The 18,635-nt window shown below is 42.0% G+C and carries 23 protein-coding genes and 1 pseudogene; 8 read left to right on the top strand and 16 right to left on the bottom strand.

Annotated features, from left to right (window positions below):
* The first annotated feature begins 352 nt into the window (after nucleotides 1-352).
* The 4 genes and pseudogenes from ACFINS_RS02325 to ACFINS_RS02310 all read left to right on the top strand — a co-directional run.
* On the top strand, nucleotides 353-1,090 hold the full coding sequence (locus tag ACFINS_RS02325) for a hypothetical protein (RefSeq protein WP_375611651.1): 738 nt from the start codon (nucleotides 353-355) through the stop codon (nucleotides 1,088-1,090).
* 94 nt (nucleotides 1,091-1,184) lie between these two features.
* Complete coding sequence (locus tag ACFINS_RS02320; RefSeq protein ID WP_375651120.1) at nucleotides 1,185-1,718, top strand: hypothetical protein; 534 nt, start codon at nucleotides 1,185-1,187, stop codon at nucleotides 1,716-1,718.
* A gap of 229 nt (nucleotides 1,719-1,947) precedes the next feature.
* On the top strand, nucleotides 1,948-2,460 hold the full coding sequence (locus tag ACFINS_RS02315) for a hypothetical protein (RefSeq protein ID WP_375705848.1): 513 nt from the start codon (nucleotides 1,948-1,950) through the stop codon (nucleotides 2,458-2,460).
* 228 nt (nucleotides 2,461-2,688) lie between these two features.
* Nucleotides 2,689-2,928 (top strand): annotated as a pseudogene (locus tag ACFINS_RS02310) (DnaJ domain-containing protein); the annotation flags it as partial.
* Nucleotides 2,929-3,616: 688 nt separating this feature from the next.
* Here the strand turns inward: ACFINS_RS02310 and ACFINS_RS02305 are convergent.
* From ACFINS_RS02305 to ACFINS_RS02285, 5 genes are all read right to left on the bottom strand, one after another.
* Nucleotides 3,617-3,868, bottom strand: a complete 252-nt coding sequence (locus tag ACFINS_RS02305) for a hypothetical protein (RefSeq protein ID WP_375705847.1) — start codon at nucleotides 3,866-3,868, stop codon at nucleotides 3,617-3,619.
* 79 nt (nucleotides 3,869-3,947) lie between these two features.
* Nucleotides 3,948-4,346 carry a hypothetical protein gene (locus tag ACFINS_RS02300; protein ID WP_375705846.1) on the bottom strand — a complete coding sequence of 133 codons (399 nt, stop codon included), beginning with the start codon at nucleotides 4,344-4,346 and terminating at the stop codon, nucleotides 3,948-3,950.
* Between the two features lie 35 nt (nucleotides 4,347-4,381).
* Nucleotides 4,382-5,146 carry a lambda exonuclease family protein gene (locus ACFINS_RS02295; protein ID WP_375705845.1) on the bottom strand — a complete coding sequence of 255 codons (765 nt, stop codon included), beginning with the start codon at nucleotides 5,144-5,146 and terminating at the stop codon, nucleotides 4,382-4,384.
* 69 nt (nucleotides 5,147-5,215) lie between these two features.
* Entirely contained in the window at nucleotides 5,216-5,386 is a 171-nt protein-coding gene (locus tag ACFINS_RS02290; protein WP_375638470.1) for a hypothetical protein, read from the bottom strand.
* Between the two features lie 264 nt (nucleotides 5,387-5,650).
* Nucleotides 5,651-5,887, bottom strand: coding sequence for a hypothetical protein (locus ACFINS_RS02285; protein ID WP_375705844.1), 237 nt, complete (start codon nucleotides 5,885-5,887; stop codon nucleotides 5,651-5,653).
* Between the two features lie 106 nt (nucleotides 5,888-5,993).
* Here ACFINS_RS02285 and ACFINS_RS02280 point away from each other — a divergent pair, with 106 nt between their 5' ends.
* Nucleotides 5,994-6,140, top strand: a complete 147-nt coding sequence (locus ACFINS_RS02280) for a hypothetical protein (protein ID WP_375705843.1) — start codon at nucleotides 5,994-5,996, stop codon at nucleotides 6,138-6,140.
* A gap of 344 nt (nucleotides 6,141-6,484) precedes the next feature.
* Here the strand turns inward: ACFINS_RS02280 and ACFINS_RS02275 are convergent, their stop codons facing one another.
* The 3 genes from ACFINS_RS02275 to ACFINS_RS02265 form a co-directional block, all read right to left on the bottom strand.
* Complete coding sequence (locus ACFINS_RS02275) at nucleotides 6,485-6,673, bottom strand: hypothetical protein (RefSeq protein WP_273790850.1); 189 nt, start codon at nucleotides 6,671-6,673, stop codon at nucleotides 6,485-6,487.
* A gap of 2 nt (nucleotides 6,674-6,675) precedes the next feature.
* Nucleotides 6,676-7,065 (bottom strand): hypothetical protein, encoded by a 390-nt coding sequence (locus ACFINS_RS02270; RefSeq protein ID WP_375651140.1) that lies wholly within the window; start codon nucleotides 7,063-7,065, stop codon nucleotides 6,676-6,678.
* Between the two features lie 312 nt (nucleotides 7,066-7,377).
* Nucleotides 7,378-7,695: an XRE family transcriptional regulator gene (locus tag ACFINS_RS02265; RefSeq protein ID WP_273790852.1), complete on the bottom strand. Its 318-nt coding sequence runs from the start codon at nucleotides 7,693-7,695 to the stop codon at nucleotides 7,378-7,380.
* Nucleotides 7,696-8,112: 417 nt separating this feature from the next.
* Between ACFINS_RS02265 and ACFINS_RS02260 the strand changes: the two genes are divergently transcribed.
* Nucleotides 8,113-9,183: a YdaU family protein gene (locus tag ACFINS_RS02260; RefSeq protein WP_375705842.1), complete on the top strand. Its 1,071-nt coding sequence runs from the start codon at nucleotides 8,113-8,115 to the stop codon at nucleotides 9,181-9,183.
* A gap of 269 nt (nucleotides 9,184-9,452) precedes the next feature.
* On the opposite strand, the gene ACFINS_RS02255 is transcribed toward ACFINS_RS02260, so the two are convergent.
* Nucleotides 9,453-9,803 (bottom strand): hypothetical protein, encoded by a 351-nt coding sequence (locus tag ACFINS_RS02255; protein WP_375705841.1) that lies wholly within the window; start codon nucleotides 9,801-9,803, stop codon nucleotides 9,453-9,455.
* 362 nt (nucleotides 9,804-10,165) lie between these two features.
* On the opposite strand from ACFINS_RS02255, the gene ACFINS_RS02250 reads away from it, so the two are divergent.
* Nucleotides 10,166-12,583 carry a toprim domain-containing protein gene (locus ACFINS_RS02250; RefSeq protein WP_375705840.1) on the top strand — a complete coding sequence of 806 codons (2,418 nt, stop codon included), beginning with the start codon at nucleotides 10,166-10,168 and terminating at the stop codon, nucleotides 12,581-12,583.
* On the opposite strand, the gene ACFINS_RS02245 is transcribed toward ACFINS_RS02250, so the two are convergent.
* From ACFINS_RS02245 to ACFINS_RS02215, 7 genes are read right to left on the bottom strand one after another with little or no spacing between them, the layout of a single operon-like run.
* On the bottom strand, nucleotides 12,574-13,134 hold the full coding sequence (locus tag ACFINS_RS02245) for a hypothetical protein (protein WP_375705839.1): 561 nt from the start codon (nucleotides 13,132-13,134) through the stop codon (nucleotides 12,574-12,576). The two genes, ACFINS_RS02250 and ACFINS_RS02245, sit on opposite strands and share 10 nt — an antisense overlap.
* A gap of 59 nt (nucleotides 13,135-13,193) precedes the next feature.
* Nucleotides 13,194-13,877 carry a hypothetical protein gene (locus ACFINS_RS02240; protein ID WP_375705838.1) on the bottom strand — a complete coding sequence of 228 codons (684 nt, stop codon included), beginning with the start codon at nucleotides 13,875-13,877 and terminating at the stop codon, nucleotides 13,194-13,196.
* Between the two features lie 56 nt (nucleotides 13,878-13,933).
* Nucleotides 13,934-14,200, bottom strand: a complete 267-nt coding sequence (locus ACFINS_RS02235) for a hypothetical protein (RefSeq protein WP_375705837.1) — start codon at nucleotides 14,198-14,200, stop codon at nucleotides 13,934-13,936.
* 4 nt (nucleotides 14,201-14,204) lie between these two features.
* Entirely contained in the window at nucleotides 14,205-14,528 is a 324-nt protein-coding gene (locus tag ACFINS_RS02230; RefSeq protein ID WP_375682133.1) for a hypothetical protein, read from the bottom strand.
* Between the two features lie 56 nt (nucleotides 14,529-14,584).
* The gene (locus tag ACFINS_RS02225) at nucleotides 14,585-15,217 is read right to left on the bottom strand and encodes a hypothetical protein (RefSeq protein WP_375705836.1); all 633 of its coding nucleotides are present in this window, start codon (nucleotides 15,215-15,217) and stop codon (nucleotides 14,585-14,587) included.
* Nucleotides 15,218-15,232: 15 nt separating this feature from the next.
* Nucleotides 15,233-15,640 (bottom strand): hypothetical protein, encoded by a 408-nt coding sequence (locus ACFINS_RS02220; RefSeq protein ID WP_375611636.1) that lies wholly within the window; start codon nucleotides 15,638-15,640, stop codon nucleotides 15,233-15,235.
* Nucleotides 15,597-15,791, bottom strand: a complete 195-nt coding sequence (locus tag ACFINS_RS02215; RefSeq protein ID WP_375705835.1) for a hypothetical protein — start codon at nucleotides 15,789-15,791, stop codon at nucleotides 15,597-15,599. Before ACFINS_RS02215 ends, ACFINS_RS02220 begins: the two co-directional genes overlap by 44 nt.
* An 87-nt stretch (nucleotides 15,792-15,878) precedes the next feature.
* Here ACFINS_RS02215 and ACFINS_RS02210 point away from each other — a divergent pair, with 87 nt between their 5' ends.
* The gene (locus tag ACFINS_RS02210; RefSeq protein WP_375705834.1) at nucleotides 15,879-16,448 is read left to right on the top strand and encodes a hypothetical protein; all 570 of its coding nucleotides are present in this window, start codon (nucleotides 15,879-15,881) and stop codon (nucleotides 16,446-16,448) included.
* Nucleotides 16,449-18,635: the final 2,187 nt, after the last annotated feature.

Genomic DNA, 18,635 nt, shown 5'->3' with positions numbered 1-18,635 from the left:
TAGAGCGAGATATCTTTATTAAAACAAGTGCGTGAATGTACAACAACAACAAGTATATTTCATTTGGAGTATTTTGGATATTGCCTACTCTCCCCACCCTAGGACAACCATTTTGTCTACAGATCCCCTTATATATTCTGCATATTTTCTGCTGTCATATCTCCTCCAATAAGCTAAAACCCCACATATGCGGGGTTTTAGCCAGTACCACACCTTTATTTAGACACATTATGATCACTATAACCATTTTTATTAAATACGTTTTTACGTATATTTTCAACACAAAAATAACACATATTGATTTATTTAACAGAAATCAATTAAATATTCATGATAATCATTAAAAGTTACAATGATGAAATTACTATTCAGAACGTACGTCATAATATTTATAACGTTTTTTTCTGTATTCATATTATTGGGTTGTACTCAAGTAAGCGATCTCGCTGAATACGATAGGCTTTACCAAAAATATGTCCATGAAAATTACACTCCTTTAGCATATTCTCAGAAATTAGAAAAAGCAAAAAAAGAGGTAGAATATTTAAAAGCGTATATGGAATGGACTGTAGACATACCCCATGACAAAAGTCAATTTTGGAGGCATTTAATAACATTGCCCAGTAATCCTCCAGAATTCAATATTTTTAAACATTATCACATATTGCTTGTTTTTTGTGGACGTTTTTTTGATTTATGGCAAGGTGATAAAACGATGCCCACACTTACCTTTAACGACTTACCAACAAGACTGAAGGATTTTAAAGCTAACGGGATGAAATACAGGAAAAATTGGGATTATATAGAAAATATTTTCCTCAAAGCAAAGTTTGAAACAAACTTTGATGATCCAATGTTTGCGTACGCAGAAAAATTTTTGGATTCCCCTAATGGCATTAGTCGAAAAGAACAAACTCTCCAGACAGAGCTGCTCATAATAGGCAATGAACTCACTCGTTTTAGAAACACAGCAACAATGTGCGTTATGGCTAGAGAGGTATACCTTGCCATGATGCCCAAAGAAAATGTAAAACCGCCCGTAAGATATAGCACTTTTGAAAAATGGAAGCAGTATTTAAAAAATCTTTAAACGGATCATAAAATGCCTTTCAAAATACTTCTAAAGAACCATTAAGCCCCCCTCACAATGACTATAATCAGGCACAAAGAGGGTATAAAAAACAATGTTAATTAAACAGTCTTTATTGAGAAGCGTCTTAATTATCGCTCTTTTAACAACGCATCTTTTTTATTCTTCAAAGGGATATACTCATTCGAATGAAGTGTTCTCTTCAAAAGAAATTACAGAAAGAGAGAGTTTCTTCCGCATTTTCCTTGTTAATGGAAGTCGCTGGTGGGAAGAAAAATTCTACCAAATTCTCTGGATAGAAAAAACATTTTTTTTGGAAAACAAGCAGCAGTTATCGCAACCGCTCTATGAAAAACATGTCAATATAATAAAAAAATGGCAGAATATAATCAAAAAACGACATCATGTATTTAATACTCTGTGCACCCTTATAGAATTAGAAATAGATGCAATGCGACATGTGAATGAAGCAAAACACTCTCATAAGCATACACATCTCTCAAACCTTATGAAACACATAGAGACATATCAAGAGCGTATAGTTAAAAACAAGAAAGAACTTGAGAAACTTGATCATGAAATTGAGATCTTATACAAAGTTATCATAGAATATACAAAATTACCATAAACTTTGATCTATTCATTCCATAACTTTATGAAAAGTGCTTCTCAAAGGATATCTTTTATTTTCAAGCACTTTGAACTATCTATCGCCATCTTTAGATACAGAGTGCCAAAGTACAGTAACGTTATCATACAATTTGTTGTATTTTACCAACACAAAATAACACATATTGATTTATTCAACAGAAATGACTTATAAAAGCTCATCAGAAACAAACGACAATAAATACCTTATGTTTAAACACTTTATTTTCTTCGCTATCGTAATAAGCGCTGTTTTATTTACGCATCATACAACGAGTGGATGTACAACAGATGGTCTTTTTGTTGGAAGTACTTCTCCGATCAATTGTATTTCAAAAGAATATATAAGACAGAAAATAAAAAAGAAGCTATTAGAAAAAGAACGCGAAAGAGAATGGTTAGAGCTTGAACAATTTTCTGTTAGCGCTTGTCCAGGTGGAAAATTTCCTGTTTATTATGGCTTTTCTATTATCGATTGTGTTTCAGAGGAAGAACTAAAACAAAATCGTCTTAATCAAAATCATTTTAATAATGAAATTAATATAATGAACTTATTCCTGCAATGGTTTATCGTAGCATTCGTAATAACAACGATAATGTCTGTTCCCATAAGTTTACTTTGGCGTTTTAGATTTAAGGTTCCTGCCTGTTTATTTACAATAATGACAACCTTGGCTATTATTGCCGTCCCTTTTACATTTGATTTATCGTCTCTCTTTTAATCTATTTTTGTAAAAAATATTTCTAAGATATTAAAAACACCCTGCATTTTTAAGCGTTTTGAACTGTATCTCCTCTCATCTAGATACAGTATAATCACTATAGCCATTTTCATTAAACATGTTTTTGCACATATTTCTAACATAAAAATAACACATGTCGATACATTCAAAAGAGATCAATTAAACGATCTTATAAAATAAGAGCAATACACAAAGTGGCTGTATTTAATGATAGTAAATGAAGACGATTATTATGGAATTCTTGGTGTAAGCTACGAATGCAACGCTAAACAGATAAAATCTGCTTTTCGTAAATTAGCTCTGCAATACCACCCTGATCATAATTCTAGTACCGAAGCAGAACAAAAATTCAGAAAAATTTGTGAAGCCTATGAAGTTCTTAAAGATCCTCAAAAGAGAGCTGCTTACAATCAGTTCTATCATAAAACTTTTAAAGATAATGACAAGGCTTCTGAAATTAGTAGAAAGCAAGAGAACAGACGACAAGATAATACCGAGCATGTAATTGGTAGTATCATGAATGTAATTTTCATTATTTGTGGAATAATACCTATATTTCGTTTTTTACGTGGAATATACCACTAGGAATAATAAGTATAGGGTTATTAATTTTCATCAGTATAAAAGGATATTTGGTAAATATTGGTGCATTTATCTTCGGGATCATACTAATATCATTTATCAAAGTTATATGGAGAAGTATCTATTGATCAGTGCTTTTGAAGAGCTTTAAGATCAGTCCCGCAGTGAATTCACAAGGTGTGGTAATTTTTGATTTTCTATAACAAGGTAGTGTAGAAAAACATAAAGATTATAATGTCTCTATCCGTTCTTTTCTTATTCTCCCGTTTCCTCCACCCCTCTATTTTTTTCCACAACCTGCCCCCCAATCTTTTCCCCAACAAGCCCACTTGACTCCACACAGACTTTTTCTCATGCCCCTACATCCTTTTCCATGTCGGCTAAAAAAAATCCCCCAAGCCCCCGCAAAGCTCTCTCCCCCCAAGAACGAAAGCATAACGTACACCATTGTCACAGCAATGAAAAAGCAATTGGCCCATCATTGCCACTCCCCCACAGTACTCACCACAAAAGCACCCAAAATCACACCACCATATCTCTAAACAACTTGGCCTTACTCCCCATTCTCGTTTTCCCCTCCAACAATACCGCGCCGCCTTGCATGCGCTCCAAGCACCCTTTCTTCCCACATTTTCCCACCATGCCTTTCACATTCATGACCAAGCTCTTTGCGCTCCCTGCACTCTTTGCGCTCTTTGCTTGCACCCTCCTCCAACACAAAAACCAGCTCTTTTCCTCCTTGAACGTGCCTTTTTATAGGTTGGAACCTGTCTGCACTGCTGCTTCCCTTCCCCCTAAACCTCATTTTTGTTCTCTAGCATGCTTTCGTGTCACTCCAAGTCACAGGATAACGACCTGCCCCCTTCATCCCCACTATTTCCTCCTCATCCCGCTCCAACATTTCTCTTCCCAAAGCCGCGTATCTCCCCCTTTTCCATATCGGCTAAGAAAATCCCCCAAGCCCCCGCAAAGCTCTCTCCCCCCAAGAACGAAAGCATAACGTACACCATTGTCACCACAATGAAAAAGCAACTCAGCCCTTTCATTGCGGCTCCCCCCCCCCAACACTCACCACAAAAGCACCCAAAATCACAGCCTCCATACCTCTGAACACTTAGCCTTACTCCCCATTCTCGTTTTCCCCTCCAGCATACCGCGCCGCCTTGCATGCGCTCCAAGCACCCTTTCTTTCCCCATTTTCCCACCATGCTTTCACATTCATGACCAAGCTCTTTGTGCTCCCTGCACTCTTTGCGCTCTTTGCTTGCACCCTCCTCCAACATATGCTTTGCTCTTTTCCCCCTCTGCTCTTTCCTTTTTATAGAACTTTGCCTCTCCTCAACGCTACACAAGATCCCTTTCTTGCCCGCCTCATTCTTGTTTTGCCCTCCAGCATACGTCTTGCATGCGCTCCAAACTCCCCGCTTTCTCCCTCCTTCAAAGCAATTTCTGTTCTTATATGAAAACCTGTCTCAACCGATTTAATTTGCTGTACCATCTTCTCCAAAGCCTCATTAAAACGGCTAATTTCATTTTCAAGCTTGCAAATATACGCTTCATCACGATAAGCCCGTTTAATCAAAGGGGGCATATCCGGCCAATAGAGCATTAAATCCACCCATTCGCGTTGAGAAATCCATAATCCCCCTTGACATTGTGCTTTATGTTCTGCTGGAAAGCCCTTTTGCATGAAATGAGGAATTAAAATTTCAGGTTTTTTTGTTTTAATTTCTAATAAGCCATTTTTTCCAACAAAAGCATCGGGGGAAAATCCTTGTTCGCGATCATCTGCCAAAACAAAGCCAATACATTCAGGTTCTGTATGTGTCAGTTTCCCATAAAGCTGTCGCGCGCTTGGTTCTAATTCAGTCCCACGTCGCATAGAAAGTGTTGCCCCTTCATCAACGGTTTTTCCGGTAATTCTTTCTCCCGCCAATTTCATCATCACACTCTGATAGCGTGACGTTTTTTGCCCTTGTTTTGTTCGTGCCATAACCATCTCAAACAACGAAGCCGTAATCAAACCATTACGCGCTTGCTGCCATTCTTCTGTTCCTTGAATACAATCGATAATGATTGGCATAGTATTTCTCCCCTTCATCTTTAAGGTGTTTTTTTTTGCAACATATTCTCTTTGAAACATTCATATCTTTTAAGATGCATTCCCCACTAAGAATGACAGCATCCTTAAATATTGTGCTGCTGAAATCACAAAAGCTGTTGGAAACGCCCCCCTCAACATCCCCCTCCCCACAAGTTTCTCATCCCCTCCTTTTCCATATCGGTTAAGCCCCCAAGCGGCGCCCTCCCTAGACGAAAGCATAACGCGTGATATTTTCTCCCCGATAAAAAAACCTCTCGCCCATCATTGCCCCCTAAGGCTCAATACAAAAACGGTCAGAACCGCGCTCCCATAGCGCCTTCCTCTTCTTCCCTCTCAAACACCTTCCCTCATTTCCCAACATGCTTTCACATTCATATCCAAGCTCTTTGCACTCCCTGCGCTCAAAGCCCTCTGCTTTCTCCCCTCCTCCAACACTCTACTCCTTCCCCCTACACGGAACTTTTTTTAAAGATTGACATCTCCTCAACGCTTGTACGGCTGCCCCCCTTTTCCACACCTCATATCTCCCCTCCAGCATATGCCTTGCATACGCTTCAAGCTCTCCTCTCCCCCACTCGTCCTCCCTCTTAACCAGCCAACCACCAACATTTTCCCCAACAAGCTTCCCCCCAACATCCCTCCTCCCCAGAAGTTTCTCATCCCCTCCTTTTCCATATCAGCTAAGCCCCCCCAAGTCGTCTCCCCCAAGAACGAAAGCATAACGCACACCATTGTCACCACAATGAAAAAACACTTGGGCCCATCATTGCGGCGCTCTCCCAGCACTCAACACAAAAGCACCCCAAAGCCCCCCACGTGTCCCAATATGTCTAAACAAGCTTTAACGACCTCCCCCGTCAAACACCTCCTTCCATTTTCCAGCATGCTTTACGTATCATTCCAAGCTCCCTACTTGCGTGCCGCAAAAACACAAAAACCGGCTCTTTTCCCCCTTGAACGTGCCTTTTTATAGGTTGGAACCTGTCTGTACTGCTGCTTATCTTCCCCCTAAGCCTTCATTTTTGTTCTCCAGCATGCTTTCCGTGTCACTCCAAGTCACTGGATGACGACCTGCCCCCCCATTGTCTTATCCCCCAATGAACCAGCCGGCAACTTCCCCCCACACAAGCGTCCGCAATTCCCCATATATAGGGCTCTTTTCTTCATGCCCTCCTTTCCATATCGGCTAAGAAAATCCCCGCAAAGCTCTCCACCCCCAAGTCGTCCCCCCCCAAGAACGAAAGCATAATGTGCACCATTGTCACCGCAATGAAAAAGCACTTGGGCCCATCATTGCGGCTTCTTTTTTCAACCCTGCTACTGCACGACGGAAAAATCATGGCGGCAATATTCTTCCTCCAATTTTTTTGCCATAGACTGAGCCACCTCTTGCGATATAAAAAGTATAGCGTTGTGTTTTTGTGGTTCGAGTCTGATTAAATTCCGCATATTTCCAGCATAATAAAGTGGAATCCCTTGATACGAAGTCTTGAGATAACTTGGCATGTTTACCACCAATAATCTGTCAAGACATCACATGGGCGTAAACGATGCTGTTTTTCATAAGAGCCATAGAGATTATCTTCATAATCGCAAGCCGCTCTTTCATTTAAACAAGCATGATAAGCTTCACTATTCAAAATGAAGGGCTGCAATTGTGTATTTTCTTCATTTATTTCATGATTTTCGACATAAAAATCCGCCATTTGTTCGGTAACATCTTCAGCATGAGAAGTTGTCAGATCGAGTCGTAAAACTCTATAAACAGTTTCACATTCTTCAATCAGTTCGAGCACTTCTTCGATTTCGTCGATTGGTCCTTCATAAGTACAAGGATTTTCCTCTTCGCATAAAACGACAATGATTTCATCCTCTTTAACGAATGAAATATTTTTCATGATTTCCCCCTTTAGATAGTTGATAAAGCATAGCCTTGTCTTGACAAGACTAAATATAGCGTTAGTCTTATATCCTCTATAGGAGAGATGTCAACCATTTTATCCTTCATAAAAGATATATTTTAAATATCTACGGGGTTCAAATGACATATGTAAAGAAAAATCTATTATTCTTTGTTCCTCTCATGCCCCTTTGTTGTTCTCTATTTGTTCTTACAAAATTGCAATTATAAACACACAGGAGAGATAAAATGAGTGACATAATATTAATAAAACACTGGAGTCGCCTTGACTCAAAAGCACAGAAGGAAGTTATTTTGAAGCTTCGTCAATTGGTCGCCGCAAAAGAGTCAAAATCGCCTGTCTCTCTTGCGGAGAGAGTTTCGAAATAAGCTCTATAAATTCTTTATCTTCAGGGCTAGCCCCTTTCCCGTAAAGAATATAATTCATACTGATATTAATTTCGTGACAAATTCGCGAGAGAGATTCGATTGTTGGTTCTTTTCCTTCAGAAAGAATAGAATGAAGGTACCCCGCGCCTTTACCGGCAGCGAGGGAGATAGATCTTTTTGACCGCCCACTTTTTTCCAAAGCGATTCTTAATCTTTGACGCCAACCATCGATATTCATAATTTCACCATATAGCGCGTCTTTTTAAAAAAACACGTCCTTTTTATAAAACGGGCTTGCATTATCCTCTAAAAAGGATAAAATTAAGGAAACAAATTTTACTTTTTAGGGGGAAATTTTTTTTTATTTTTAGATCATAAAAACACTTTAACCACCCTACCGGATATAAAAGACCACCTCCAAAGCTTCTGCCCAAAAGCAAGTACGTTGAGAATGTGTGGTATTCTTTATTTTTTCCATCACCGCAATCTTAAATCGTAAGTTTGCATGCTCTTCAAGCACAGCCAATCATTTATAAGCATCGTAAAGAAGCCTCTAGTCATCATCGAACAGAGCCAAAAGCAACACAAGTTAAATCCTTATTTGAGCTTTTATCATCAATAAAAATGTATAAAAAAGAAGAAAGTAGATTGCAGTATGAAACACGCTAATCAACAAGAAACTCCTCATTATGAATCGTCTAGGCTTCCATATGTTTGTTGGTATCAAAATGACTTTCTAGGAGGTGTACGTGGGATGCGCGCACACGAAATTGGAATCTATACGATTCTTCTCAATGAAATGTATGCCCGTGGCCGACCTTTAGAAATATCGAAAGAACGTTTAGCGCGTCTTTGTGGTTGTGACAAGCGAACTTTTGTTAATGTTTTAGAGATGCTCATCCAAGAGGGTAAGATTTTAAATTTAGCCAATGGATTATGGAACAAGCGTTGCGAAAATGTTTTTCAAGAGCGTGAAAAATTGCTTGAACAAAAATCCTTTGCGGGTCGTTCTTCGGCAAAAAAACGCAAGAAAATCAATGCAGAGATGCAACAACTGCTTAACGAAAGTCCAAAAGATGTTGCACAAAACTCAAAAGCTCAAAAGGCAGAAGAAAAGGAAACACCTTACGGTGTTTTAGAAAAGAAAATTTTGTTTGATGAGACAGAACCTTGTTTTTCCTGCGAAGAGAACTTTGAACAAAGCGATCATCCATCCCCCTCACCGGCTCTTGATTCACCTCTCCCTTTGCCTGCCCAAGCAGAAGCGGAGCAAAAAAACGCCTCCCCTTTAAAAGCTCCCCAAGACGAGTTCACTCCCGCCCCTATCGCGCAAATTGTCACGGGGGAAAAAACAAAATCCGCCACCACTCTTCCCCCCAGCAATCTTCCTGCCTCCATCCCGCTTTGCACCAACAAAAAAACCACAACCTCAGTTACCAAAGGGCATCGTCTTCCTGAGCATTGGCAAGCAGACATCAAGGCGGCAGTTTCAGAAGGCTTGAGTGAAAGCCAAGCCCATTGGCAAGAAAAGAAGTTTCGCGACTATTGGCAAGCCAAAGGCGGCAAAGAAGCTCTCAAAGTAGACTGGCAAGCCACATGGCGCAACTGGTTTCGCCGTGAGATCGAACGGCAAGAACAGCAAAAACAGGGAGGCTCCTCATCTTTTACCTCTGAGAACAACGACACGCTTTACCGCAGTTTGATCAACTATAACGACAATTTTTGACATCACACAAACAACGTATTTTTCAAGCAAGCGCGGGGACAAAAATGCTTCAACACCACAACAGCATCGGACAAAACAACACAGAACAAAACAAAAGGCGGCAAAACAACAATGAAATAAGCTCTTCACACAGCAAAACGCGTCAACATCGACCATTTTTCTCTCATCACAAAAGCGTTTTCCCCACGCAAAAGACCCTCACAGGCACCCCAACATACACACCCCAACATGCACCCCAATACACCAGGACTCCAGCATGCACCACCCCCTCAGGCATATCCACCCCGCCCTTCTTTCACCCCCTTCCTCCTTTCCACCTTCCTCCTTTTCCCAAGGCGCCACTTCCCATGCTCTTGGCAAGCAGACATCAACAGAGCAGCTTCAAAAACCTTCAATGAAAAGCAAACTCTTTGGCAACAAACCACCCCTCCACACAGGCACCCCAACTCATGCCCCAACAAGGTATCCCCCAACAGGACCCCAGCATGCACCACACTCTCAGACATCCACCCCACCTTCTTGCATCCTTCCTCCTTTCCACCTTCCTCCTTTTTCTCAAGGCGCCACTTCCCATGCTCTTGGCAAGCAGACATCAACAGAGCAGCTTCAAAAAACTTCAATGAAAAGCAAACTCTTTGGCACTCCCCCTCCCACACAGGCATCCCAACTCATGCCCCACCCCCCCCAACAGGACACTCCAACATGCACCACACTCTCACAGACATATCCACCCCACCTTCTTGCATCATCCACCCTACCTGCTTCCAACGCGCCCCTCTCAAAGGGCTCCACCTTCCTAAACCCTTGGCAAACAGATACCAACACAGCCATTTCAAAAACTTTCAGGATAGAGCAAGTCCCGCGCAAAAAAGGACCGTATAGCATAAGACCTTTCACCATGTGATCGAACAACGAGAACAGCAAAAACAGAATCCTCACTTCTCACATCTTGAGAAAAACGACAATAATATCACGAATGACCATGAGCACAATTTTTGAAATCAAACAAAAACTTATCTCACAAGCCGATAAAATAGCAGAAATGCTTCTTCCCCAAGGGCACAAACGAGGCAACAATTGGATTGTAGGCAACACACGTGGTGAAGCTGGTCAAAGTTTATCGATTTGCTTGAGTGGTAGTAAAGCAGGACTTTGGTATGATTTTGCAGAAAGCACAGGAGGAGATCTTTTAGACCTTTGGTGTGAAGTCAAAGGCATTAGCCTCTCTCAAGCCTTAGAAGAAGCACGCGCGGCTCTCAATCTGACACGCCCCAAACCCTTTATGGCACCCCATCGTTCCTATCGCCGTCCACCGGTCCCTACAGGGCGCCCCCCGCAAAATCTTGTAAAAACCTATCTCCACAAAGAACGCCACATTCCTCTAGAGATTATAAAGCGTTACCGCATAGGAGAAAATGGCGAAAAAATCATTTTCCCCTTTTATAAACCCGACGGCACCCTTGCTTTAGTCAAAGAACGGCTTGCACAAACGGGAGCAAAAACAAAACCAACAGCCTCCCAATGTGAACCGATTTTATTTGGTTGGCAAGCCCTTTACCCCACAAACCACCCCTCCACGCACACATCCCAGCAGGCACCCCAAAACACACCCCAGCAGGTACCCTCAACCAACCCCACCTCCACACAGGCACCCCAAAACACCGCCACAATCAACCCCGCCTCCACAAAGGCATCCCTGCACACATCCCAACAGGTAACCCAACACGCACCTCAGCAGGTACCCCAAAACACCGCCCAGCAGGTACCCTCAACCAACCCCACCTCCACACAGGCATTCCAAAACACCGCCTCAACTAACCTCACCTCCACGCAGGCATCCCCGCACACATCCCAGCAGGTAACCCAACACACACCTCAGCAGGCACCCCAAAACACCGCCACAACCAACCCCACCTCTACACAGGCATCCCAAAACACCACCTCAATCAACCACGCCTCCACGCAGGCATCCCAAAACACCACCTCAATCAACCCCACCTCCACAAAGGCATCCCAAAACACCGCCTCAACCAACCACCCCTCCACAAAGGCATCCCAAAACACCGCCTCAACCAACCACGCCTCCACACAGGCGCCCCAAAACACCGCCTCAACCAACCCCACCTCCACACACACACACCAACAGGCACCCACACACACCCCCCAACAGGCGCCATTTCCCATTCTTTCTTCAACAAACCGTACCATTGTTATCACTGAAGGAGAAATTGATGCGCTATCCTTAGCCGCCTATGGATATCCGGCGGTTTCTGTTCCCTTTGGAGGAGGCAGTGGAGGAAAACACAACTGGATTGAAAATGAATTTGATCATTTAGAATCTTTTGAAACGATTTTTTTAGCCACCGATATGGATCCGCCCGGAGAAGAAGCAGCCCGTGAGATTGCCAGCAGGCTTGGACGCCACCGTTGCTACCGTGTCCGTTTACCCCTTAAAGATGCCAATGACTGTTTAACCGCAGGGATCGATAAAGCCACCATAAAAGCCGCCTTTTCCTCAGCACAAAGCTTTGCACCAGAAGGTTTACGGCGCGCCTCAGACTATAAAGATCAAGTGATTGGGCTTTTTTGGCCAGAGCCTGAAAAACATCTTGGTTATACGGTTCCCTATCCTAAACTGAAGGACAAATTGCATTTCCGCCCAGCAGAATTAACGCTCTGGAGCGGTGCGAGTGGTGCAGGTAAAAGCCAATTATTATCAGACTGTATTCCCCATTGGATTGCACAAAAGAGTCGCCTTTGCTTAGCGTCTCTAGAAATGAAAGGAGAACAATCGCTTCGCCGTTTAACCAAACAAACGGGCGGCTTAGAACAGCCTACAAAAGAGACGATTGAACGGATTCTTCATTTTTTAGACGAAGGGCTTATTCTTTATGAACATGTTGGCAAATCAAGCGTTGACACCTTGCTTGAAGTCTTTGACTATTGTCGTGCGCGCTATGGCTGCGATCAATTTATCATCGACAGTTTGATGCGGCTTGGCATTGCCTCTGATGATTATGCAAGACAAGAACAAGCCGTTTATAAAATGGTTGATTGGGCTGTTTTAAACAGTGTGCACATCCACCTTGTCGCCCATGCCCGCAAAGGCGGTCTGGATAAAGATATCCCCAGCACAGAAGACATTAAAGGCGCCTCAGAAATTGGTGCCAATGCCTTTAACATCATCACCATTTGGCGCAATCGGTCGTTGGAAGATAAAATCTTTGCCGCCTCTCTCGCACAAGAAAAAGCAGATTTAGCCAAACGCCCAGGTGTCATTATGAATATTGCCAAACAACGTTCTGGTGATTTTGAAGGCAAAATAGGGCTTTGGTTTGATCCCCAAACCTACCGCTATCGCTGTTCTTTTGAACAATCATTCCCTCGACGTTATCTGTAATGCCCCATAAACCCCACTCTCTTTAAAAACGCCTCCGCTTTCAAACGCGCACGCCTTGCTCCCACAGAAACAACAGGAAGGATCAATCCACAAATGATGAAAAACACCCAATCCTTCGCGAACCAAAGCCAGCCCAACCCTAGATTCTCTGCTCCCAGACGGAAACAAAAAAAGATCGCTCCAACAACGGCGCAAAACACCCCCCCCTTCAATAACCACAAACAACGCGTCACCACCCCATCTCGCCGCCCCCTCATATGCAAAATCAAGAACCACTCCAACAGTGCAGCAAACACGATCCCCATCAAGGACAGGAGTCCCCATGGTATGTCCATACTCTCCATCCCCAAAAGAGCTAAAAAAAGGACGACTCCTAAAACGCCGTAAAACAGCACTTCCTTCAAAAAGAGGGAAACACCAAAAATACAATAAAACGCCGCCCGCCACCACGGAATATCGAAGCGCTTGGAAAGCCTATAAGTACCAATAACGACAACAATAAAAAGGTAGGAAAACACCAACAACAGCAAAAAAAACAAATCGTTCGACATCACATACCCCTCACAGCAAGCCCATTAAAGATCACACCCATAAGACAAAAAAACACACCCTACTTTAAGAACCAAGCCCATAGAACACGCGCACGCCTTATACCCTGATAAATCAAAGGAGAAAAAAATCCAACAATAAAGGGCAACACCCTCTCATCCGAGAACCAAAGCCAGCTCAACCCTAGATTCTCTGCTCCCAGACGGGTAAAACAAAGAATTGGTGCCAAAATGCAGAAAAACAGCACAAAATTCAAAGCACGCAACGACCTCTGTAACACCGTATCACCTTGCTCGCGTATAAAGAACCCCAAGAGCACTTTCAACAATACAGACAAGAGCAAAACCTTTAAGAATACCGCCCTTATGCTATCCATATCTCTGACACCCACAGCAGCAAACCACAGGATAAAGCCCATCATGCAACAAAACATAACTGCTTTTAAGAACACTTGCCAAGCAACAGGCATACTCTTGACGCCCAGATGCACCAAACCAAGGACAGTTGCAAAAATGCAAGAAAATACCGCCCCCTTCAAGAGCAGCTCCCCGTCAACAGCGCGCCTGCCCACGCCCACATAAATAAAACCAAGGTAGGTGGCAAGGGCGCCATAAAGCACCACCCATCTCCAAAACATCCACCCTGTAACAGAGCGACGCTTTGCTCCCTTATAAATAAAAATCAAGGCAACAGCAAAAAAGCAGAAAAACCAAGGCAACAGCAAAAACATCACATTGTTCGACATCAAATACCCCTCACAGAAAGAACATCAAAGATCACGCCGGTGGAAAAGAAAAATGCTCATTTTTTTAAGCCCCCCAACAGTACACGCACACACCATACCCCTCTCCAGAGCAAAAAAGGAACAAGTCCAATAGTGCCCAGCCCCCCATCGTTCAAGAACCAATGCGTGCTCCAGCCCATATGCTTGGCGCCCACATGCGCCAATCCAACAACAGCTCCAACAACGCCACTAAACGCCAGCCCCTTCAAAAACATGTCCCATGCAACCACCATACACCCCGCACCCTCATAAGCAAAACCAAGGAACAACCAAAAATGCAGCAAAAGATCAATCCTTTGCAAAGAATGAAAGCCTAAACCCAAGACGCTTTGCCCCTAGACAAATAAGCCCAAGGATAAGACCAAAGACAACGCCAAAAAGAATGTAAAAAACCCACTTGTTTGAAAACCACACCTGAGCCAAACCAAAATGCTCAGCTTTCGCATAAACAAACTTAGAGGTCACGCCAACAAAGAATGCAAGCACCCCACCCTTAAAAAAGTCCTTCCTTGTAAACCCGAAAAACCTTATTCCCACATAAATAGAAACAAAGGCGAGAGCCAAAGGGCAGAAAAACCCCAACCACTGCCAAAACATCACATCGTTCGACATCAAATACCCCTCACAGAAAGAACATCAAAGATCACGCCCATGGGAAAGAAAAATGCTCATTTTTTTAAGCCCCCCAACAGTACACGCACACACCGTACCCCCTCCAGAGCAAAAAAAGGAACAAGTCCAATAGTGCCCGCAAACACCCCATTGTTCGAGATCACAAACCAGCGAACCCCCATATGCTTTACTCCCACATGCGCCAACCCAACAACAGCTCCAACAACGCCACCCAACACCAGAAACTTCAATAAAAATACCCCACGCGATATCCATTTACCCCGCACCCTCATAAGCAAAACCAAGGACAGCGCCAGCAATGCAACAAACACCGCTCCTATTACTAAAAATTCCCACGATATATCAAAATGCTTCGCTCCCTTATAAGCAAAGCCAAGAACCACTACAGCAATGGTGCAAAACACCACAGCCTTGAAAAACACGCCCCACGATACAGTTCTACTGTTTGCTCCCACAACAATAAAACAAAAGACAGCTCCAGCAATGCAAGAAAGCTCCACCCCCTGCCAAAACACCTCCCACGTAATAGCCGGTCGCCCCGCATCTTCATAAGCAAAACCAAGAACCAAGCCAATAACGCAGAAAAACGCCAGCCCCTTCAAAAACATGTCCCGCTCAACCACCATACGCCCCGCTCCTTCATAAGCAAAAATCAGAGACCATGCCAAAAATGCAGCAAAAGATCAATCCTTTTCAAAGAATGAAATCCTAAACCCAAGACGCCTTACCCCTCTATAAATAAGAGCAAGGACAAAGCCCAAAAGGACATAAAACACCCACTTGTTTGAGAACCACACCTGAGCCAAACCAAAATGCTCGGCTTGCACATAAACAAAATCAGAGACAGCAGCCAAAATGAAGCTCAACAATACCATCTTGAGGAACAAACCCTTCGTTACACCACGCCGCTGCATTACTTCATAACCCAACATAAGGAAAATACCGGGAATGCCATAAAACGCCACAGCTCGTAAAAATACGCCCCACGTCATCCCAAGAGCCTTCATTTCCACATAAACAGCCACAGAGACATAGGCTACAATACAGCTAAACACCAATCCCTTCAGAGACAAAAGCCCGCGCAACATCATGCCACTCCCCCATCAAGTCATTCAAGGAAAATCCACCATGCGACAAAACACCCCTCTTTTCAAGAGCCAAATCCATGGGGCTCCCACACACAAGCGCAACAGTCCAAGTCACCCCCAAGAGCGCATACCCCCACGGCACACTCCAACACATGTCTTCCTCTCACCCCCCTCTTTTGCCTAGATCAAGCAACATTTTTTAAAAAACGAGAAGCAAAATTAAAATTTTTAAGGAGATGCTATGACCCATAAGCAGAAAAAAAATACGCAAACCTGCCCGCTTGATCATCAAAATCAAGAAAAGCACATTGGTCATTTAAAGACGCAAGAAATCCCTGTAGAAACGCGTAATCCTTATTTTAAACCCAATCATCCAGAAAGTTCCAGCAACCCGCGCACTATCAATGCCATTGCCAATGCACAAAGCCATCCCATTGCCCTTTTATATGCGAAAGGACATCTCAGCAAAGCCCAATATAAAGCGGCAGAACGTTTTTATTTTTACTGGCGTCAAAGCCAAGCCGATCTTCACATGAGCCTTGACTACACCCGTGAAAAGGTTTCCTGTAGCCAAGGGTACACACACCCCATTGAACGTCAAATAGAAGCCTCCAATCATTTAAGAACAATCAAAGTTCAACTGGGTATTCTTGGTTATTCACTGCTTGAACGCGTTATCGGCTATGGACAAGCGATCAAAGAATTAAGTTCTTCAAAACGCAAACAAAACTCCCTTGCCGATCATTTACGAGATTGTTTAGACTTGCTCGCATTTCATTGGGGATATGCAAACCATAAACATTTTGAATAATCCCCCTCCTCGCCATTTTAAGCCGCCTCCCATGTTGCCCCGCCCCCTCTAAAGAAACCTCCCCCACACGGGCTCAAGCATCCAGCAGCTCTCGCCCCTATTTTCATTACCTTGCCCACACCCAAAAGGACAATACTTCACCCCCCTCACACATACTTAAGATACACCCCACACTCTTAAAAACAAAAAGCCTTCCCCCATATCAGTCCTATAATCATGAGGGGCTCTTAATTCGTTTTTGATTGAAGAATATTATCAAGATGCTTGCATGTATCATAATATTTTTAAATATAGTTTAATTAATATCGAGTCTTAAAACAAATATTCAATTGAAAAAAGTATTACGTTTTAATGCAAAATGACAAAATTTTTTGTAAAAAGTATTTTTTATATTGCTATTTTTTCAATTCTCTGCTAACCATAATATGGTAGGTTCTTTAAGTATGATTTTTTTGTATTTAGTACGGCCTTTTAAATTTATTCTTTTTTGACACGTCCTGCGAGTCAATGTTAAAATTCTCCTGCTTTTTGGTCCTCTGATTGCGACGGAGGACTTTTTTTTATAACTGTACTTTTTTATAACTGTATTGTCTTAAATCACTTCCTTATGAGCTTTGTGATAATTCCTCCATAAGGTTTACCCGCAAAATAGATCATTCTTTTGTCAAATTGACTTGCGTTCCATTCTTAAAGAACACAGATTCTTAACTCAATCTGATTTACAAACAGCTTGGATACACTTCCCTCTTGGTTTGCCATTCCCTCTTGGCTTCTATTCAGGTTTTTCCGCTAAACTCAAGGCGCAACAGAATCTTGCTCTGTCTTAAAGATTCACCACGCCCTTAAAAAAACACTTAAAACATATCCAAGGAAGCTTGCTTCATATCACCAAACCTCAAATGACCGTGTTTTACGGCATAACAGAATGACTTAACTATTGGATAACTTTCTTTATCGCCCCCCAACAGGTTGATGTATCACGACAACATATTGATTTATAATCATCATATCCCGTTATCCATATTAAAACCCGTTATCCATATAAAATTAAGAGACGCAGATATCATAGGGATTCTCTCATTTTAAATTTATTTCATGTTGCATCAATCAACACCTTGTCTTTTCCACATTACAAACATGAGAGACATATGAAATAACGCACTTCAAAGATTTCAAAGATAAAGAATCAAAATGCCTCTTATGAACACGCTCAAGAGCCAAAGGCTGTCATCATATGAGGCGCGAATAGTATGATAATGTGCTGGCTTTTCCTTATGAGAATTTAAAGAAAGGCTTATCCACTTCACAAGAGATTTCTCCATTATCAGATTTACCAATATCCCCAATCACCAATATAATTGTGATAATAAGATCACATAATGTTTTTAAACAAGTAGGTAAATGTGCAACACAAATATATTCTATTTAGAACATTCTGTTTTATGTGAGTCGCGTAAACTCCCATTAAAAAACAAAATCCCCCATTAAAAACAAAATCCCTATGAGAAAAAATCTAAAGCGTGAGAATAAAAACATGAGACAAGTGTGATTCCATTCAGATATTGCTCTTTAACCGTTAAACCGAATAAAAAATAGATTCGGAAAGTATGTTAATCTTCCTAACTTAAGAGATAAACTAAGAATATAGACAACATCTCTCCTAACATTCCCCTTTTTCTAGCATCGCGTAAGAATCAAAAGTTATACAACTTATTTTGTCATATTATAAAGCACTGTTTTTTAAGGCGGTATTGAAGCAGTTAAAACAATTGAAGTGTTTAGCCAACGCCATCGCCCTTAGCAAAGCTAAAAAAACAAACTGTTGAAAAGCCGTGCATATCTTGTGTAAACACAAAAAAAACAAGAAAAAGGCACAAAAATATCTCAATTTTTATAAAAATACATCAGCGTCTTTTACGATTGTATTGACGAACAACCCTTATCACATAATCATCTTAAATATTGAGAATAAAGAATGAATAGCCCTCGCAAATACAGCAACCTATCAATAAAAATATAAAAACAAATCTTTTGGTTATCTCTGTTTCTTATGGAATATGCCTTTCCCTATGAATGTACTTTGGCCTCCAAAGAGTACATTCAATCCATGAAAAGGATGCACTCCAGCCCTTAAAGAGTGCATCCTTCCCCTCAACGGATACCGCCAAACCCTCATAAAGGCAGTAT

Origin of the sequence: Bartonella sp. AA2SXKL, assembly GCF_042197205.1 — a bacterium.
GTDB lineage: Bacteria > Pseudomonadota > Alphaproteobacteria > Rhizobiales > Rhizobiaceae > Bartonella.
This window is presented reverse-complemented; position numbering and strand designations above follow the sequence as displayed.

Bases quoted from the DNA above. Each gene is read 5' to 3' on its own strand.
- ACFINS_RS02325 (WP_375611651.1), top strand. From the start codon at position 353: ATGATGAAATTACTATTCAGAACGTACGTCATAATATTTATAACGTTT.
- ACFINS_RS02320 (WP_375651120.1), top strand. From the start codon at position 1,185: ATGTTAATTAAACAGTCTTTATTGAGAAGCGTCTTAATTATCGCTCTT.
- ACFINS_RS02315 (WP_375705848.1), top strand. From the start codon at position 1,948: ATGTTTAAACACTTTATTTTCTTCGCTATCGTAATAAGCGCTGTTTTA.
- ACFINS_RS02305 (WP_375705847.1), bottom strand. From the start codon at position 3,868: ATGAGGTTTAGGGGGAAGGGAAGCAGCAGTGCAGACAGGTTCCAACCT.
- ACFINS_RS02300 (WP_375705846.1), bottom strand. From the start codon at position 4,346: ATGTTGGAGGAGGGTGCAAGCAAAGAGCGCAAAGAGTGCAGGGAGCAC.
- ACFINS_RS02295 (WP_375705845.1), bottom strand. From the start codon at position 5,146: ATGCCAATCATTATCGATTGTATTCAAGGAACAGAAGAATGGCAGCAA.
- ACFINS_RS02290 (WP_375638470.1), bottom strand. From the start codon at position 5,386: ATGCTTTCGTCTAGGGAGGGCGCCGCTTGGGGGCTTAACCGATATGGA.
- ACFINS_RS02285 (WP_375705844.1), bottom strand. From the start codon at position 5,887: ATGCTTTCGTTCTTGGGGGAGACGACTTGGGGGGGCTTAGCTGATATG.
- ACFINS_RS02280 (WP_375705843.1), top strand. From the start codon at position 5,994: ATGTCTAAACAAGCTTTAACGACCTCCCCCGTCAAACACCTCCTTCCA.
- ACFINS_RS02275 (WP_273790850.1), bottom strand. From the start codon at position 6,673: ATGCCAAGTTATCTCAAGACTTCGTATCAAGGGATTCCACTTTATTAT.
- ACFINS_RS02270 (WP_375651140.1), bottom strand. From the start codon at position 7,065: ATGAAAAATATTTCATTCGTTAAAGAGGATGAAATCATTGTCGTTTTA.
- ACFINS_RS02265 (WP_273790852.1), bottom strand. From the start codon at position 7,695: ATGAATATCGATGGTTGGCGTCAAAGATTAAGAATCGCTTTGGAAAAA.
- ACFINS_RS02260 (WP_375705842.1), top strand. From the start codon at position 8,113: ATGAAACACGCTAATCAACAAGAAACTCCTCATTATGAATCGTCTAGG.
- ACFINS_RS02250 (WP_375705840.1), top strand. From the start codon at position 10,166: ATGAGCACAATTTTTGAAATCAAACAAAAACTTATCTCACAAGCCGAT.
- ACFINS_RS02245 (WP_375705839.1), bottom strand. From the start codon at position 13,134: ATGTCGAACGATTTGTTTTTTTTGCTGTTGTTGGTGTTTTCCTACCTT.
- ACFINS_RS02240 (WP_375705838.1), bottom strand. From the start codon at position 13,877: ATGTCGAACAATGTGATGTTTTTGCTGTTGCCTTGGTTTTTCTGCTTT.
- ACFINS_RS02230 (WP_375682133.1), bottom strand. From the start codon at position 14,528: ATGTCGAACGATGTGATGTTTTGGCAGTGGTTGGGGTTTTTCTGCCCT.
- ACFINS_RS02220 (WP_375611636.1), bottom strand. From the start codon at position 15,640: ATGATGTTGCGCGGGCTTTTGTCTCTGAAGGGATTGGTGTTTAGCTGT.
- ACFINS_RS02215 (WP_375705835.1), bottom strand. From the start codon at position 15,791: ATGTGTTGGAGTGTGCCGTGGGGGTATGCGCTCTTGGGGGTGACTTGG.
- ACFINS_RS02210 (WP_375705834.1), top strand. From the start codon at position 15,879: ATGACCCATAAGCAGAAAAAAAATACGCAAACCTGCCCGCTTGATCAT.